Annotated in this window: 13 protein-coding genes; 6 read left to right on the forward strand and 7 right to left on the reverse strand. The window is 63.8% G+C overall.

Annotated features, from left to right (window positions below; genetic code table 11):
* Positions 1–12: 12 nt before the first annotated feature.
* From WDU96_RS12115 to ispG, 3 genes are all read right to left on the reverse strand, one after another.
* Positions 13–1170 (reverse strand): benzoate/H(+) symporter BenE family transporter, encoded by a 1158-nt coding sequence (locus tag WDU96_RS12115; RefSeq protein WP_337338924.1) that lies wholly within the window; start codon positions 1168–1170, stop codon positions 13–15.
* 73 nt (positions 1171–1243) lie between these two features.
* Positions 1244–2122 (reverse strand): phosphotransferase, encoded by an 879-nt coding sequence (locus WDU96_RS12120; protein WP_337338781.1) that lies wholly within the window; start codon positions 2120–2122, stop codon positions 1244–1246.
* Positions 2123–2126: 4 nt separating this feature from the next.
* On the reverse strand, positions 2127–3257 hold the full coding sequence (gene ispG, locus WDU96_RS12125) for a flavodoxin-dependent (E)-4-hydroxy-3-methylbut-2-enyl-diphosphate synthase (RefSeq protein ID WP_337338782.1): 1131 nt from the start codon (positions 3255–3257) through the stop codon (positions 2127–2129).
* Positions 3258–3499: 242 nt separating this feature from the next.
* Here ispG and WDU96_RS12130 point away from each other — a divergent pair, with 242 nt between their 5' ends.
* The gene (locus WDU96_RS12130) at positions 3500–5446 is read left to right on the forward strand and encodes an anthranilate synthase family protein (RefSeq protein ID WP_337338783.1); all 1947 of its coding nucleotides are present in this window, start codon (positions 3500–3502) and stop codon (positions 5444–5446) included.
* 19 nt (positions 5447–5465) lie between these two features.
* Here the strand turns inward: WDU96_RS12130 and WDU96_RS12135 are convergent, their stop codons facing one another.
* Positions 5466–6785 carry a M50 family metallopeptidase gene (locus WDU96_RS12135; protein ID WP_337338784.1) on the reverse strand — a complete coding sequence of 440 codons (1320 nt, stop codon included), beginning with the start codon at positions 6783–6785 and terminating at the stop codon, positions 5466–5468.
* 75 nt (positions 6786–6860) lie between these two features.
* Between WDU96_RS12135 and WDU96_RS12140 the strand changes: the two genes are divergently transcribed.
* The 3 genes from WDU96_RS12140 to WDU96_RS12150 all read left to right on the forward strand — a co-directional run bounded on the left by WDU96_RS12140 (position 6861) and on the right by WDU96_RS12150 (position 10063).
* Positions 6861–7463, forward strand: coding sequence for a hypothetical protein (locus WDU96_RS12140; RefSeq protein WP_337338785.1), 603 nt, complete (start codon positions 6861–6863; stop codon positions 7461–7463).
* Between the two features lie 77 nt (positions 7464–7540).
* Positions 7541–8308: a YcnI family copper-binding membrane protein gene (locus WDU96_RS12145; protein ID WP_337338786.1), complete on the forward strand. Its 768-nt coding sequence runs from the start codon at positions 7541–7543 to the stop codon at positions 8306–8308.
* 99 nt (positions 8309–8407) lie between these two features.
* Positions 8408–10063: a Mur ligase family protein gene (locus WDU96_RS12150; protein ID WP_337338787.1), complete on the forward strand. Its 1656-nt coding sequence runs from the start codon at positions 8408–8410 to the stop codon at positions 10061–10063.
* A 13-nt stretch (positions 10064–10076) separates the two neighbouring features.
* Here WDU96_RS12150 and dxr read toward each other — a convergent pair whose 3' ends face one another.
* Both dxr and WDU96_RS12160 read right to left on the reverse strand, forming a co-directional pair.
* Positions 10077–11168, reverse strand: coding sequence for a 1-deoxy-D-xylulose-5-phosphate reductoisomerase (gene dxr / locus WDU96_RS12155; RefSeq protein WP_337338788.1), 1092 nt, complete (start codon positions 11166–11168; stop codon positions 10077–10079).
* A 28-nt stretch (positions 11169–11196) separates the two neighbouring features.
* Positions 11197–12141 (reverse strand): FKBP-type peptidyl-prolyl cis-trans isomerase, encoded by a 945-nt coding sequence (locus WDU96_RS12160; protein ID WP_337338789.1) that lies wholly within the window; start codon positions 12139–12141, stop codon positions 11197–11199.
* Positions 12142–12377: 236 nt separating this feature from the next.
* Between WDU96_RS12160 and WDU96_RS12165 the strand changes: the two genes are divergently transcribed.
* Entirely contained in the window at positions 12378–13094 is a 717-nt protein-coding gene (locus WDU96_RS12165) for a lysophospholipid acyltransferase family protein (protein WP_337338925.1), read from the forward strand.
* Here WDU96_RS12165 and WDU96_RS12170 read toward each other — a convergent pair.
* Positions 13063–13548, reverse strand: coding sequence for an OsmC family protein (locus WDU96_RS12170; protein ID WP_337338790.1), 486 nt, complete (start codon positions 13546–13548; stop codon positions 13063–13065). The two genes, WDU96_RS12165 and WDU96_RS12170, sit on opposite strands and share 32 nt — an antisense overlap.
* A gap of 52 nt (positions 13549–13600) precedes the next feature.
* Here WDU96_RS12170 and WDU96_RS12175 point away from each other — a divergent pair, with 52 nt between their 5' ends.
* Positions 13601–14590, forward strand: a complete 990-nt coding sequence (locus tag WDU96_RS12175) for an asparaginase (protein ID WP_337338791.1) — start codon at positions 13601–13603, stop codon at positions 14588–14590.
* Positions 14591–14593: the final 3 nt, after the last annotated feature.

Consider the following 14593-nt stretch of genomic DNA (forward strand, 5'->3'; position numbering starts at 1 on the left):
AGTTGTGCGGACTCAACCGCGGCGGCCAGCGTGCAACGCCAGACGCACGACAAGCCCGACGACAAGCGCCCAGAATGCGGCGCTCACGCCCGCGATCGCCACTCCGGATGCGGCGACGAGAAAAGTGACGACCGCGGGCATGCGCTCACCCGGGTCGTCGATGGCTTGTTGCACCGCTGAGCCAAAGGCGCTGAACAAGGCGATCCCTGCAACGGCGGGAATGACGGCCGCCGGCGCCAGCAGCACCAGAGCCACAAACAGCGTTGACGCCGCACCGAGCAACACGGCAGTCGCACCGGTCGATACGCCCGCAACCCAACGACGCTTCGCGTCTGCATCCGCCTCGGGGGCGGCGGCGAGCGCAGCGCTGATGGCCGCAAGGTTGATGGCGTGACCGCCGAAGGGTGCAGCCACCGCGGTGCCGATTCCTGTGACGAACATCGCGGGGCGCCAGGGAACTTCATACCCGTAGCTGCGCATGATCGCGACGCCTGGCACGTTCTGCGACGCCATCGTCACCAAGAACAGCGGAAGCGCGATACCGACGATGCCCCCGACAGTGAACGTCGGCACAGTGAGTTCGAACGCCGGGATCAGCGTGGTCGGGTCGATCACGGTCTGGTTCGTCGCAAGGTGAACCCCCACAACGATGGATGCTGCGACGAACGCGAGCGGCACTGCCCATCGCGCCGCAAGCCGAAGGAAGACCAGCCAAGTGATGATCACCGGCAGCACGCCCCACGGATTCGTCACAACCCCGCTCACCGGAGCCAGACACAGGGGCAGCAGAACACCGGCCAACATGGCTTGGGCGATAGACGGCGGAATTCGAGCAATCAGGCGACCGAGCTGCGGCCACACAGCGGTGAGCAGAATCAGACCGGCGACAACGATGAAAGCGCCGACGGCGGCCGACCAGCCGCCCTCAACAAGCCCCGTCGCAGCCAGCAGCGCCGCGCCCGGAGTCGACCACGCCACCGTGATCGGCATGCGATAACGCCACGCGAGAACAATGCACGACAGCCCCATCAGCAGGCTTAGCGCCAGCAGGCCGCTCGCTGCCTGCGCGGGCGAGGCGCCCACGGCCGCGAGGCCGGTGAGCACAACAGCAAATGAACTCGTGAATCCGACCAGCGCGGTGACGATGCCGGCGACGATGGGGCGCGACATCGGGTCTGCGGCAGGTGCACTCACCCGACAACGCTAGTGGATGCGGTGCCTGGCGACAGCCGCGTGCGCGGTCCTACAGCTCGAGGTCTTCGAGCACCTCATCGACCATGCGCAACCCCTGTTGCTCAAAGGCGGGGTCGCCTGCCTGGTAGGCCCAAGCCGCGGTTTCGATCGCCTGACGCAGGCGGATCATCAGCCATTCCTGGTCGTCGCGAGGATCGATGCCATACCCCTCGATGAATGCCGTCTCACAGGCAGGATTCTGCAGCCACTCCTGCGCGGCCATTCGAGCGAAATCTGTTGCGGCGGCGCGGTGCCCAAACCGCCCGAAATCGACGAAACGCACCTCGCCGTCGTCGAGCAGCCAGTTGCGCGGCTGAAAGTCGCCATGGGTCGGCACCAGGGGTGCGGTGACTCCGGGAAGCACGCTGAGCGCATATCGCAGTCGCTGCACCGCGTCGGCATCGATGCGATGTGCGGAGTCCAGCCACGCTGAGGCGCGCCGGGTCTCTTCTTCGTCGCTGTCGGCTGGGTCGATTGCACGCTGGTCGTGAAAAACTCGCAGCAGCTCGCCCGCGCGTCGGTGCACCTCTGGATCAATCGCTGCTTCGCTGCCCGCGATGAGATCGCCGGGAAGATGCTCGAGAAGCAGGATGTTGGCGTCACTGTCAGCATGAAACGTCTTGGCCGCGACGCCAAGTTCTACCCATACGCCTGCCCAGTGCTCGCGCCCTTCGATCTCGCGAGTGACGTTGAGATCGCCACGCTCGCCAGCCTTCACCACGATCTCAGTGTCTCCGGCGCGGGCAAGCAGCACCGTGGTGCCACCTAACCTCCAGCTGAGGTCTGCGACCAGTTCAGCGGTGGGCTCCCACTGCTCGATCAGTGTGCGCTGTCGGGGCGACAGACGCGTGGAGCGGGAAACAGCAAAGAGAGGATCTGGTGCAGACATGAGATTAAGCGGTGATCACCTGCGCGGTTCCTGGTGTGGCTTCTGGACCCATCTCATCGGCGATGCGCTGAGCCTCTTCGATGAGCGTGGCGACGATCTCAGACTCAGGAACGGTCTTGATCACCTCACCCTTGACGAAGATCTGGCCCTTGCCGTTGCCGGAAGCAACACCGAGGTCTGCCTCTCGCGCCTCGCCGGGACCGTTTACGACACAGCCCATGACAGCGACACGCAGCGGCACCGTCATGTCTTTGAGACCCTCAGTAACATCTTCGGCCAGCGTGTACACGTCGACCTGGGCACGACCGCAGGAGGGGCAGGAAACGATCTCGAGCTTGCGCTCGCGAAGATTCAGCGACTGCAGAATCTGGTGCCCCACCTTGACTTCTTCGGCGGGCGGTGCCGACAGCGACACACGAATCGTGTCTCCGATGCCCTCTCCCAGCAGAATGCCGAAAGCGGTCGCGCTCTTGATCGTGCCCTGGAACGCGGGGCCTGCCTCGGTGACACCGAGGTGGAGGGGCCACTCACCGCGCTCTGCGAGCAGCCGGTAGGCCTTGACCATCACAACCGGGTCGTTGTGCTTGACCGAGATCTTGAAGTCGTGAAAATCGTGCTCCTCGAAGAGGGATGCTTCCCACACGGCGCTCTCCATGAGCCCCTCGGGAGTCGCCTTGCCGTACTTCTCGAGAATGCGCCGGTCCAACGAGCCAGCGTTCACACCGATACGCAGCGACACTTCGGCAGCCTTGGCCGCGGCGGCAATCTGGCCGACCTGATCGTCGAACTTGCGGATGTTTCCGGGATTGACCCGCACCGCAGCGCACCCGGCGTCGATCGCCTGAAACACGTACTTCGGCTGGAAGTGAATATCTGCGATCACCGGAATCTGACTTTTCGCGGCAATGATGTGCAACACGTCGGCGTCTTCTTGAGTCGGCACCGCGACGCGCACGATCTCACATCCAGAAGCGGTGAGCTCGGCGATCTGCTGCAGAGTGGCGTTGATGTTGGTCGTCGGCGTGGTCGTCATCGACTGAACGCTCACGGGGGCGGTGCCACCCACCAGTACTTTGCCGACCTTGATCTGTCGGCTCTTACGGCGGGGGGCGAGGACTACGGGAGCTTTAGGCATCCCAAGATTCACGGCTGGCACTCCCCCAGCCTACGCCGCGCAACGGCGTGCGTGCTGGGAAGCGCACCTTGTCTTGCACATTTGTGGCAAACGTGCCGACCCGCACGCTTGTGGTAAGTTCGGCCCATGTCCGCGCACACTTCCTGGTGGCTCACCGCATAGGCGGTGGGTATGTGTGACTACAGACCGCCCACGGGCGGTCTTTTTCGTAGGGCGGCCGCCCCCACGACGAAAGACCGACGATGACCGGGTACACCCCCTCTTCTCTGCGCGAGCTGGCAGCAAACGGCACGCCATTCGCGCTCATCTCTCGCGATGAATCCACCGTCGAACTCCTCCTAGGCGACGTTGTCGACGTCGAACTGCTCGCCGACGTTCCTCTCGTCGATGCGAAGGGCACGCCGCGAGAAGTCCTCGCGCTTGTGCCGTTTCGCCAGGTGCGCGAACGCGGTTTCGAGTGCCACGACGATGGCGCCCCATTGCGCTGCATCGTGGTGACGGATCACATCACACTCAATCGTGCCGACGTCATCGAAGTTCTTCCCTCGGCAGCCATCGCGCTCACCGACGCAGGTTTCGATATCGGCGATGACGACTACGCCGACATCGTGCGCCGGGTGATCTCAGAGGAGATCGGGCAGGGGGAAGGCGCCAATTTCGTCATTCGGCGAGACTTTGTCGCGGCCGTCGATGCTGACGCCGCAACAGCGGCACTCACCTGGTTCAAAGCACTGCTCGAGCATGAGCGCGGCGCGTACTGGACGTTTGCGATCGTGACTGATGGTCATGTTGCGGTGGGCGCCAGCCCCGAAGCCCACGTCAGCGCTCAAAGCGGCGTCGTGACGATGAACCCCATTTCGGGAACGTTCCGCCACCCCGCCGGCGGGGCCACCGCCGAAACGCTGACAGAGTTTCTCGAGTCGACGAAAGAGACCGAAGAGCTCTTCATGGTCGTCGACGAAGAGCTCAAGATGATGAGCGCCGTCTGCTCGGACGGCGGGCGCATCACAGGTCCACAGCTGAAGGTGATGTCAAGACTGACGCACACCGAGTATGTACTGCGAGGACGCAGCAAGCTCGACCCTCGCGACATCCTGCGCGAGACGATGTTCGCCCCGACCGTGACCGGTTCGCCAATGCAGAACGCGTGCACAGTCATCGCCCGCCACGAGTCAACCGCACGCGGCTACTATTCTGGGGTCGCTGCACTGTTCACGCCTCGCGAGAGTCCCACCGCAGATGAAGCGACCCACGATCTCGACGCGCCGATTCTGATTCGTACCGCCTACCTCGAAGACGGGCGTCTGCGGGTGCCCGTGGGCGCTACGCTCGTGCGTCATTCCGATCCATACGGCGAAGTTGGCGAGACGCACGGAAAAGCGGCGGGCGTTCTCGGCGCGATCGGAGCGATCGAGCTCGACACCGCCAGGTCGCCAATCAGCGCGTCCGCAGCCGCCAGCGGGGACGTGATCGACGAGGACGCCCCCGCCCCCCAACCGCGAAGCCTCGCTGACGATCCAACCATCAGCGCGCTGCTCGCCTCACGCAACTCTCGACTCGCAGCGTTCTGGCTGAACCCCCAAGGCCGCGACGGTGCCGGCCCGTTCGCCGGGCATAGCGCCCTGGTCATCGATGCCGAAGACCGCTTCACGACTATGCTCGCTCATCAGCTGCGCCACCTCGGTTTGAGCGTGCAGATTGCACCGTGGGGAGGCGTCACCAACGAGCAGATCGATGCTGCGGAGCTGGTGGTCTCAGGCCCCGGACCGGGCGATCCTCGCGACCGGGACAGCGCACGTATCCAGCGAGTGCGCGAGATCGTGGCGCGCCGGCGCGAGAATCACTCCCCGCTTCTCGCAGTCTGTTTGAGCCACCAGGTGTTGGCTGACTCGCTCGGAGTCGAACTCGCTCCGCTCGCTGCTCCGCACCAGGGTCTTCAGAAGTCGGTCGACATCTTCGGTGTGAACGCTTCAATTGGCTTCTACAACACGTTCACCGCGCGAGTGGCCCCTGGCACCACCGTCGTTCAAGAAGCTGAGATCGCGGCCGACGCAACCGGGGCCGTGTATGCGTTGCGTGGGCCCGCTTTCGCCTCGGTGCAGGGTCACCTCGAATCGATCCTGTCGCGCGATGGCATGACTACCCTTGAACGGCTGGTCGCCCAGGCTCTCGAGCCAATCACCGCCTAGCTGAGACTAGACGCGTCGCTTAGAACAACGACATCGGGTTGATCAGGTCAGACAGAATCAGCACGGCACCCATCGCGATCAACGCCACTACCACCACGAACGTCACCGGCACCAGTTTTGTCGCATCGACCGGCTTGGGCGGCGCCAGCCGGAAGAGCTTTGCCCACACGCGTTTGACGCCGTCCCACAGCGCTACCGCGATGTGGCCGCCGTCCAGTGGCAGCAGCGGCACCAGGTTGAACACGAATAGGGCGATGTTCAGTGAGGCGAGCAACGACAGCAGCGCAGAAACCCGGTTCAGAATTGGGGCATCCGCCGCGGCGACTTCACCCGCGATCACGCTCGCGCCCACCACGCTCAGCGGTCCGTCGGGATCTCTTTCCTGGCCCGTGACAGTGTCAACTCCGGTTTCCCAGACCTTGACCGGAAGCTGCCAGATGATGCCTGCAACCGCGCTCACATTGGTGGCCGCGGTCTGGGCTCCGCTCCACACTGGCTGACGCTCGAATTCAACGACCGGGCTGATTCCCACGATCCCCACGACCGCGACCTCGGGTTCTCCGTTTGCGTCAACCGCGGGGAGGCCATCAGCATCCACCACTTGACGTTCTACGGCGGCGGGGGTCAGCGCCATCGTGTATTCGGCGTCGTCTCGCAACACAACGACTTCGATGCGTTCATCTGGGGCGTCTCGAACCGCAGTCGACACCTCGGTGAATGTCGAGATCTCGGCACCGTTGATAGCGATGATCTCATCGCCCGCCTGCAGTCCTGCCTGCGCCGCGGGCGCCGCTGGATCAGAGTCCACGCATTCGGTGCGGGTGCTATCTGCGGGTATGCACTCGCTCACCGAAGCGATCGTCGTGGTTGCGGTTTGCACCCCGATGCCCGAGAGCAGAATCGTGAACAAGACGATCGCCAGCACCAGGTTCATAAACGGCCCGCCGAGCATGATGATCACGCGTTTGTAGACGGGAAGCTGGTAGAACACTCGCTGGTCATCGTCGCCGACCAGAGTTTCGTCATTGGCGGCCCGGGCGTCCTGCACCATCGTGGCGAAGAACCCGCCGCCCGCGCGACCCGTGCGTGCCGAGTGTGGCGATGGCGGATACATGCCAGCCATCGAGATGTACCCGCCGAGCGGAATGGCCTTGAGCCCGTATTCGGATTCGCCTTTGCGCTTTGACCACAGCGTCGGCCCGAAGCCGACCATGTATTGCCCGACCCGCACGCCGAACTTCTTTGCCGGCACCAGGTGGCCGATCTCGTGCAACGCGATCGACACGGCGAGGCCCACGACCATGAGAACAACGCCGATGATGAACGCAATGACTTCCACACGCTCACGGTACCCGCACAAACCTACGAGTTGGCCGTGCGCGTGTGTTCTAGGATTGCGCGGGGAGGGACTGCCATGACCGCACGCCACTACCGCGCTCTGCGCGGCGCGACAGCCGCGTGGGTGGCGACGATCATCGCCGCGACGTCCCACACGCTGTCTGGCGGCGGGGCACCCCATCCTCTTCTTGTGGTCGCGCTGGCGATTCTGCTTTCGCCCGTTGCTGTCGCTATCGCCGGCAGACGCCTCGCGCTCTGGCGCATGACGGCAACCGTGCTCGCGAGCCAGATGGTGTTTCATCTCGCGTTCGCCATGACCTCCGGAGCCTCGGCTTCGTCCGGGACTGTCGAGGCTGCAACCTCAACGCACGCGCACCACGTTCTCGGATCGTTTTCGTCAGCGGGCGTTGCGGGTATCTTTCCGGATGCTGCCATGCTCGCGGGCCACCTCACCGCAGCTATCGTCACCGTCGCCGGGCTCTACTTCGGCGGCCGAATGCTGCGAACTCTCGGGCGCGGCGTGCGGTCGATATTCGCGCGCGCACACGCGCTCATTCCGCTCGACTCCCTGCCTTGTGCGCACCCGGCAGCGCGCGTGTTGCCCACGCTGCGTGCAATCACCCTGCTGAGCGATGTCTCACGCCGGGGACCCCCAGCTTTCGTCAGCGCGGCGCTCTAGCCGCATCCACACCGGATCTGCTTGCATCCGTAGTTTTCACCGCGCGCTCTCGCGCGCTCTTGACGAAAGACATATTCATGAACGCTGTTTCCCATACCCCTGCACGCCGTCGAACGCTGACTCTCGCTGGCGTTGCCACCGGCATCGCCCTCGTTGTGGCCACGCCGCTGATGGCTTCGGCCCACGTACACGTCGATCCGGGTGAAGTCGCCGCCGGGTCGAGTCAAACGCTGACATTCTCGTCGTCGCACGGTTGCGATGGTTCACCCACCACCGCTTTCGTCGTCGACATTCCCGAAGGTGTCACCTCGGTCGCCCCTGTCATTGACGGCGCGTACTCAATCTCGCGTGTACTTGGAAGCGACGGCATCGCCACACAGGTGACATACACCGCGCTGGCGCCCATCGAAGACGGGCTCAAGGCAACGATGAGCATGGCTGTGCTCTTCGAAGAGGCGACCGCCAACACCGACATCGCCTTTCCGGTAACCCAGCTCTGCGAAGAAGGCGAGAATGCGTGGATTGAGGTAGCCGAAGACGGCGCCGACTCTCACGATCTCGATTCGCCCGCTCCCGTGGTGAGCGTCGGCGAGTTGGCTCAAGAGAGCTCACACGACCATGACGACGCGGCCGACCAAGAGAGCGCTGAAGGCGCCGAGCACACTGACGATGAGCACGCTGACGATGAGCACAACGATCATGCTGATGCCGAAGATGCCGGCGCCGAGACCGAGTCTGGCTCATCGCTCGCCATTGCCGCGCTGTGGCTCGGCATCGGAGGTCTCGCCGCGGGCCTCGCCGGCCTGATCGTAGCGATCGTGCGCACCCGCCCCAGCAAGAGCTAGACCCACAAACACGGTGGGAGGAGCGTCCGAAAGCGGACGCCCTCCCCACCGTGATCTTGATCAGAATCACGGTGGGGAGGGTGAGAGAATAGACGGGCCATGCCGAATGACATTCCCTCGAACCTGCCTCCTGTGCTGCGCCCGGCCTCACCTCCCACGCACGAGCTGAGCGACCTTGCCGCGCACTTCGGCACCGAAGTTCGTGGAAACGTTTCGGGTGTCACGCTGAGCGGTATCACTCTCGCCACCGCAGATCTTCGCCCCGGCGATGTGTTCGTCGCGGTGAGAGGCGTGAACCGCCATGGCGCTGAGTTCGCCGCACAGGCTGCAGCGCGAGGAGCGGTTGCCGTCGTCACGGATTCAAGCGGCGCCGACATCGCAGAGCAGTCAGGGCTGCCCGTCGTGCTGGTAGAAGACCCGCGCGGCATCTTGGGTGAGTTGTCGGCATGGGTCTACTCGACCGGGCCGGCGAACGACCTGCCAATTCTGTTGGCGACCACGGGCACGAATGGCAAGACAAGCGTCTCTCATCTGCTCGAGGGCATCCTCGCCCAGCTAGGCGCCACGACGGGCTTGTCTTCCACCGCCGAGCGTCATATCGCCGGTGAAGTAATCGTTTCGCGTCTGACGACCCCCGAGGCCTACGAAATGCACGCTCTGCTCGCGCTGATGCGAGAGCGAGGTGTCGAGGCCGTCGCCGTCGAGGTGAGTGCACAGGCTCTTTCGCGCCGCCGCGTCGATGGAATCATGTTCGACGTTGCCGGCTTCACCAATCTGACCCATGATCATCTCGATGACTACGCCGATATGCGTGAGTACTTCGAAGCCAAGATTCCGCTGTTTCGTTCTGATCGTTCACGCCGTGCCGTTGTCTGCATCGACGCGCCATCCGGCGTCGAGATCCTCGCACGCAGTGAAGTGCCGACGGTCTCGGTCGGCACCCCCGCTATCGCCGAGAATGTGGATGCTGCGAGCAACGCCGACTGGATAGTCGACATCCGCGAAGAGCGACAGGACGGCACCGAGTTCACGTTGACCTGTCGCGACGGTCGCACGCTCACCACGACCGTTCCCGTCATCGGTCGCCACATGGCGGCCAACGCGGGGCTCGCGATTGTGATGATTCTTGAGGGCGGCTACGCGTGGGAACGTTTGGTCGAGGCGCTCGATGAGTCACGTATCGACGCCTACCTTCCCGGCCGCACCCAGCGCGTGTCTGGTGACGCAGGTCCGGCGGTGTACGTCGACTTCGGGCACTCCCCCGATGCATTCGAGAAGACTCTTGCCGCGGTGCGTCGCGTCACTCCCGGCAAAGTTGTCATGCTGTTCGGCGCTGATGGCGATCGAGACGCGACGAAGCGGTATGACATGGGCCGAACGGCGGTGCAGGGCAGTGACATTCTGATCGTCACCGACCATCACCCACGCAACGAGGAGCCCGATTCGATACGCGCCACTCTCATCGAAGGCGCCCGTCGGGCTCGTCCAGACGCGGATATTCGCGAGTATTCGCCGCCCGAGCGCGCAATTCTCGAAGCAATCGCGCTGGTCAGTGACGGCGACGCCATCCTGTGGGCTGGACCGGGCCACCAGGACTACCGCGATGTGCGCGGAATGCGACAACCGTATTCGGCGCGTGAGTTGTCACGCCGCGCGCTCCAAGCCGCTGGGTGGGATGTTCCGGACTCGGCATGGCCGGTTCCTTATCCTCCCGATGAGACCCCACTGTCTGATCCCACGCGCCCGCTGTACTAGCCGCTCGGCGCGGCTACCGAGTGGCGAACGCGGCGATGGCGGCGTCGGCGTGCTCGCGCGCCCAGCGTTCGGCCTCAGCGAGCGAATCTCGAGTGAGTTCCGCTGGTGCCTCGTGATCGTCCACCACGCGCTGCACGGTCTCGACGATCCCGGTAAACGGAAGTTTGCCGTCGTGAAACGCATCGACCGCCTGCTCGTTCGCCGCGTTGAAAACGGCGGGAAAAGTGCGGCGCGCACGCCCCACGCTCTTGGCGAGCCGAACTGCCGGAAACGCCACCTCATCCAGCGGCTCGAAGGTCCAGGCACTGGCTGTCGTCCAGTCCAAAGGATGCCCGACACCCGAGACGCGGTGCGGCCAATCGAGGCCAAGTGAGATCGGCAGACGCATGTCAGGCGGAGACGCTTGTGCGATCGTCGAACCGTCGTTGAACTCGACCATGGAGTGAACGATCGACTGCGGATGCACCACCACATCGATATCGCCGTAGGCAACGTCGAACAACAGGTGTGCTTCGATCACTTCGAGGCCCTTGTTGACCAGCGTGGCCGAGTTGGTCGTGACGACACGCCCCATATCCCAGGTCGGATGAGCAAGCGCCTCGGCGGGTGTCACCGCCGCCAGCGATTCGTAGCTACGACCACGGAACGGGCCGCCAGATGCCGTGAGCACGAGTCGTCGCACCTCAAAATGGTCACCGGTACGAAGCGCCTGCGCGATCGCCGAGTGCTCAGAGTCGACCGGAACGATCTGGCCCGGTGCGGCGATGGCTGTGACGAGATCGCCACCGACGATCAACGATTCCTTGTTCGCTAGCGCAAGCGTGCGTCCGCACTCGAGTGCCGCCAGCGTCGGTCCGAGCCCCACAGATCCGGTGATGCCGTTGAGCACCACATCGGCCTCGACGTCACGCACCAGCTGTTCAGCTTCGAGCGCGCCGAGCGCAACATGCTCTACCCCGAACTCTGCCGCTTGGGCCTGAACGGCAGCGTGTTTGGAGCCCGCGGCCAGCCCCACGACTTCGAACCGTCCCGCATTCGCTCGAATGACATCGAGCGCTTGCGTTCCGATCGAACCCGTGGAGCCAAGGATGAGGATGCGTCGCATGACCTCAGCCTAATCAGCCAGCGATGTCCTAGAGGATGGGTTGCGTGCCCAGAATGTCAACCACGAACACGAGAGTCTCGTCCTGAAGCTCGTGGCCTTCCGACGCGCCGTAGCCGAATTCCGGTGGAATCACTACGAGCACCTGGGAACCGACGGTCTGTCCCTCCAGCGCCTGCTGGAATCCCGCCACAACGCCCGTGGTCTGGAACGATGCGGGTGTGCCGCTTTCCCAGCTCGAGTCGAAGACAGACCCGTCAGACCACTTCACACCGGTGTAGTGCACGAGCACCGTGTCGCCCTCAGCAACGACCGCGCCGTCGCCGAGTTTCAGGGTTTCGATCTGCACTTCGGTCGGAGCATCGGCATCGGGCACGGTGATGGTTGGCGCACCGTCTTCAGCGAGCTCGACGGTCGGCATGCCGTCTACTGGGTCCTGGGGCTCGCCCCAGGCAGCGCTGGGCACAACGTCGATGAGGTCGATGATGTAGGCCTCGGCAGTCGTGGTGCCGTCCGCTGCTGCCGGGAATGCGGCGACAACGCGGGTTCCCGGGGTAGCGCAGCCGAGCAGCTGACCGAGCGGGTTATCTGCGGAAATCTGCTGGGGCAGTGCGGAAGTGTCGTAGCCGAACGCTCCCAGGCTTTCGCCGGTCTCGGCGTCAAACGCTGAGAGGGCGTAGACGACGAGGTCGCCATCAGCAACCGGGTCGCCTGAGCCCTCCTCGACAACGGAGCTCTGCAGCTCGTCCACCTCGAGCGGAGTGTCGAACACCAGCGTCGATTCTTCACCAACCTCGCCTTCAACGACGAGCGCGTCGGTGGCAGACCCCGAAGACACGGCGGCGCTGCACAGATCAGTCGCGGTATCGGTCGAAGGCGACGCATCGGTGTCAGCGTCGGTGGTCGATGTACATCCGGCGAGCAGCACAATGGATAGTGCGGCAACAGACGCGGCGGCGAACGGGCGAATACGCACGAATAAACCTCATAGTCAATTAGGGGTGAAACCTCATTGTCTCGCACGTTTCTATCTCTCCGCTGAATACATACGTGCCGTAATAGGAATGAAATCGCATGTAGCCTCGATGGGTGACTCCTGACTCTTCCGCCGAGGCCGAGAATTCGGGTGCATCGTCGGCCCCCGAAGAGCCGGTCAGCGCCGCCGATCCCGAACAAGAAGAAGCAGTCGAAACTGACGCCGAGGTAACGCGCATGGGCGCGACCTACGCGATGGGCCGAATGGTCATCACGCCCTTGGCGAGGCTTATCTACCGACCCCGCATTGAAGGCCGCAGTCACGTTCCGAAGTCGGGGCCGGTGATTTTCGCGAGCAATCATCTGTCGTTTATCGACTCGATCGCCATTCCCGTTGCCGCACCCCGCCCGGTGCATTTTCTCGCCAAATCGAGCTACTTTGACGGGCCTGGGTTCAAAGGCTGGGTATCGAACCAGTTTTTCAGTGCAATCGGCGCGATCCCGGTGCAACGAGGAGCAGGAAAAGCGGCCCTTGATGCCCTCGACCAGCAACGTCGGCTGCTCGATCAAGACCGCGCAGTGGCACTGTACCCAGAAGGCACCCGCTCCCTCGACGGTCGCTTGTATAAGGGGCGCACCGGAGTTGCTTTTCTCGCCCTGCAGACGGGCGCTCCCGTTGTTCCTGTCGGCCTGGTGGGCACCGATCTTGTGATGCCCGTGGGCGCGAAGATGCCTTCTGTGAAGCACCGCATCACCGTTCGCTTCGGCGAACCGCTTGAGCTCGCCCACCATGGTCCGTCGACGTCAGGTCGCGCGCGCCGTCTGGCAACCGATGACATTATGGCGGCGATCCACTCACTGTCGGGCCAGGAACTTGCGAACGCCTACAACGAGGCTCCCGCTCACACGCCGATCGAGAGAATCAGGCAGGCTTTTCCGCACGAACGGAGATAGTCGCCTCGTGGCGAACCGTAAAATTCACCGAGTTCGCAATGAAACACCACTCGTTGGCCTGCGCATGGGCGGCTGTGGCAGCATCCCTCATCGACTCCGCTTCAATCGTCACGTGGGGCCGCAACACGACTTCGCGAAACGCCCCTCCTCCGCGGCCGTCTTCTTCGAGGATTCCAAGCGCGTTATCTTCATAGGCCACCACCACTACTCCGCTCTTCACACAGGCATGCAGATACGACAGCAGATGACATTCACTGAGGGCCGAAAGCAATAGGTCTTCTGGATTCCACCTGGTCGCATCGCCCCGAAACGGCTTGTCAGCCGAGGCCAGCAACTCGGGTTTACCAGGAACGGTGAGGGTGACTGAGCGGTCGTAATCGCGATAGCCAGATGTACCCGACCCGCGATCGCCGGTCCAGGTGGTTCGGACGGAGTATCGATGCTCACCCAACATGATGCACAGTCTGCCACGACACAGCGGGCGCTCGCGGCGGTAGGCTAGCGGGGTGCCGCAGACCCTTGCCGTAGCCGATGCTGTGGAACTCGCCGTCGTCGAACGAAGCGGGTTCATCGAGTCCCGACATGCGGGTGCAGCAATCGTGCTCGCGCCCGACGGCACGATCATTCACAAGCTCGGCGACCCCACCGCGCTGGTGCTGCCTCGCTCAAGCATGAAGCCGCTGCAGGCTCTTGCTTGTTTGGCAGCCGGAGCGCCACTTGAGGGCGAACGCCTCGGCTTGGCAACGGCCAGTCACGCCGGCACCGATCGACATGTTGCCGTTGTTCGCGAGATTCTCGGTTCGGCGGGATTGGGCGAGGACGATCTCGCCTGCCCCGCCGCGTGGCCGGGTGACCGGGCAACGCGCGACGCTATGGTGCGTGAGCACAGCGATAAGGCGTCGATCCGAATGAACTGCTCGGGCAAGCACGCGGCAATGCTGCTGGCGTGCACGACGAACGGCTGGAACACCGCGAGCTATCTCGAGCTGGATCACCCCCTGCAGGCGCATATTCGCGAAGTGGTCGAACGACTCGTCGGCGAGAAGGCCGCCGCCACTGCGATCGATGGATGCGGCGCACCGGTGTACGCCACCACGCTTTTCGGTCTAGCGCGGGCCATCCACCGCCTGGGCAATTCTGCTGTCACGTCGCCGTTTGCGCTGCACCGCAGCGCTGGTGCTCTCGTTCAAGCCGTGCGGCAGAATCCCTGGACGATCCAAGGCCCTGGCTTGCCAGACACCATCGCCACCGAACGGCTGGGCGTGTTCACCAAACACGGCGCCGAGGGCGTCATGGTGATGGTCGCGCCCGACGGATCGACAGTGGCTGCGAAGATCCTCGATGGCAACGGCCGCGCAGCGACCGCAGTCGCGCTGCGCCTGCTCGAGCGCTCTGGCGCTCTGGAAAAATCAGCAGTCGATGACACCATTGCGCATCTTTCGCTGTCGATTGCCGGTGGCGGCCAAAGTGTCGGGGCCATCCGCCCCACCTTCTAGGCA

This window comes from Microbacterium marmarense (genome assembly GCF_037204165.1).
Lineage (GTDB): Bacteria > Actinomycetota > Actinomycetes > Actinomycetales > Microbacteriaceae > Microbacterium > Microbacterium marmarense.

Excerpts from the sequence above, each read along its gene's own strand:
- WDU96_RS12115 (WP_337338924.1), bottom strand. The coding sequence starts at position 1,170 with ATGTCGCGCCCCATCGTCGCCGGCATCGTCACCGCGCTGGTCGGATTC.
- WDU96_RS12120 (WP_337338781.1), bottom strand. The coding sequence starts at position 2,122 with ATGTCTGCACCAGATCCTCTCTTTGCTGTTTCCCGCTCCACGCGTCTG.
- ispG (WP_337338782.1), bottom strand. The coding sequence starts at position 3,257 with ATGCCTAAAGCTCCCGTAGTCCTCGCCCCCCGCCGTAAGAGCCGACAG.
- WDU96_RS12130 (WP_337338783.1), top strand. The coding sequence starts at position 3,500 with ATGACCGGGTACACCCCCTCTTCTCTGCGCGAGCTGGCAGCAAACGGC.
- WDU96_RS12140 (WP_337338785.1), top strand. The coding sequence starts at position 6,861 with ATGACCGCACGCCACTACCGCGCTCTGCGCGGCGCGACAGCCGCGTGG.
- WDU96_RS12145 (WP_337338786.1), top strand. The coding sequence starts at position 7,541 with ATGAACGCTGTTTCCCATACCCCTGCACGCCGTCGAACGCTGACTCTC.
- WDU96_RS12150 (WP_337338787.1), top strand. The coding sequence starts at position 8,408 with ATGCCGAATGACATTCCCTCGAACCTGCCTCCTGTGCTGCGCCCGGCC.
- dxr (WP_337338788.1), bottom strand. The coding sequence starts at position 11,168 with ATGCGACGCATCCTCATCCTTGGCTCCACGGGTTCGATCGGAACGCAA.
- WDU96_RS12165 (WP_337338925.1), top strand. The coding sequence starts at position 12,378 with ATGGGCGCGACCTACGCGATGGGCCGAATGGTCATCACGCCCTTGGCG.
- WDU96_RS12170 (WP_337338790.1), bottom strand. The coding sequence starts at position 13,548 with ATGTTGGGTGAGCATCGATACTCCGTCCGAACCACCTGGACCGGCGAT.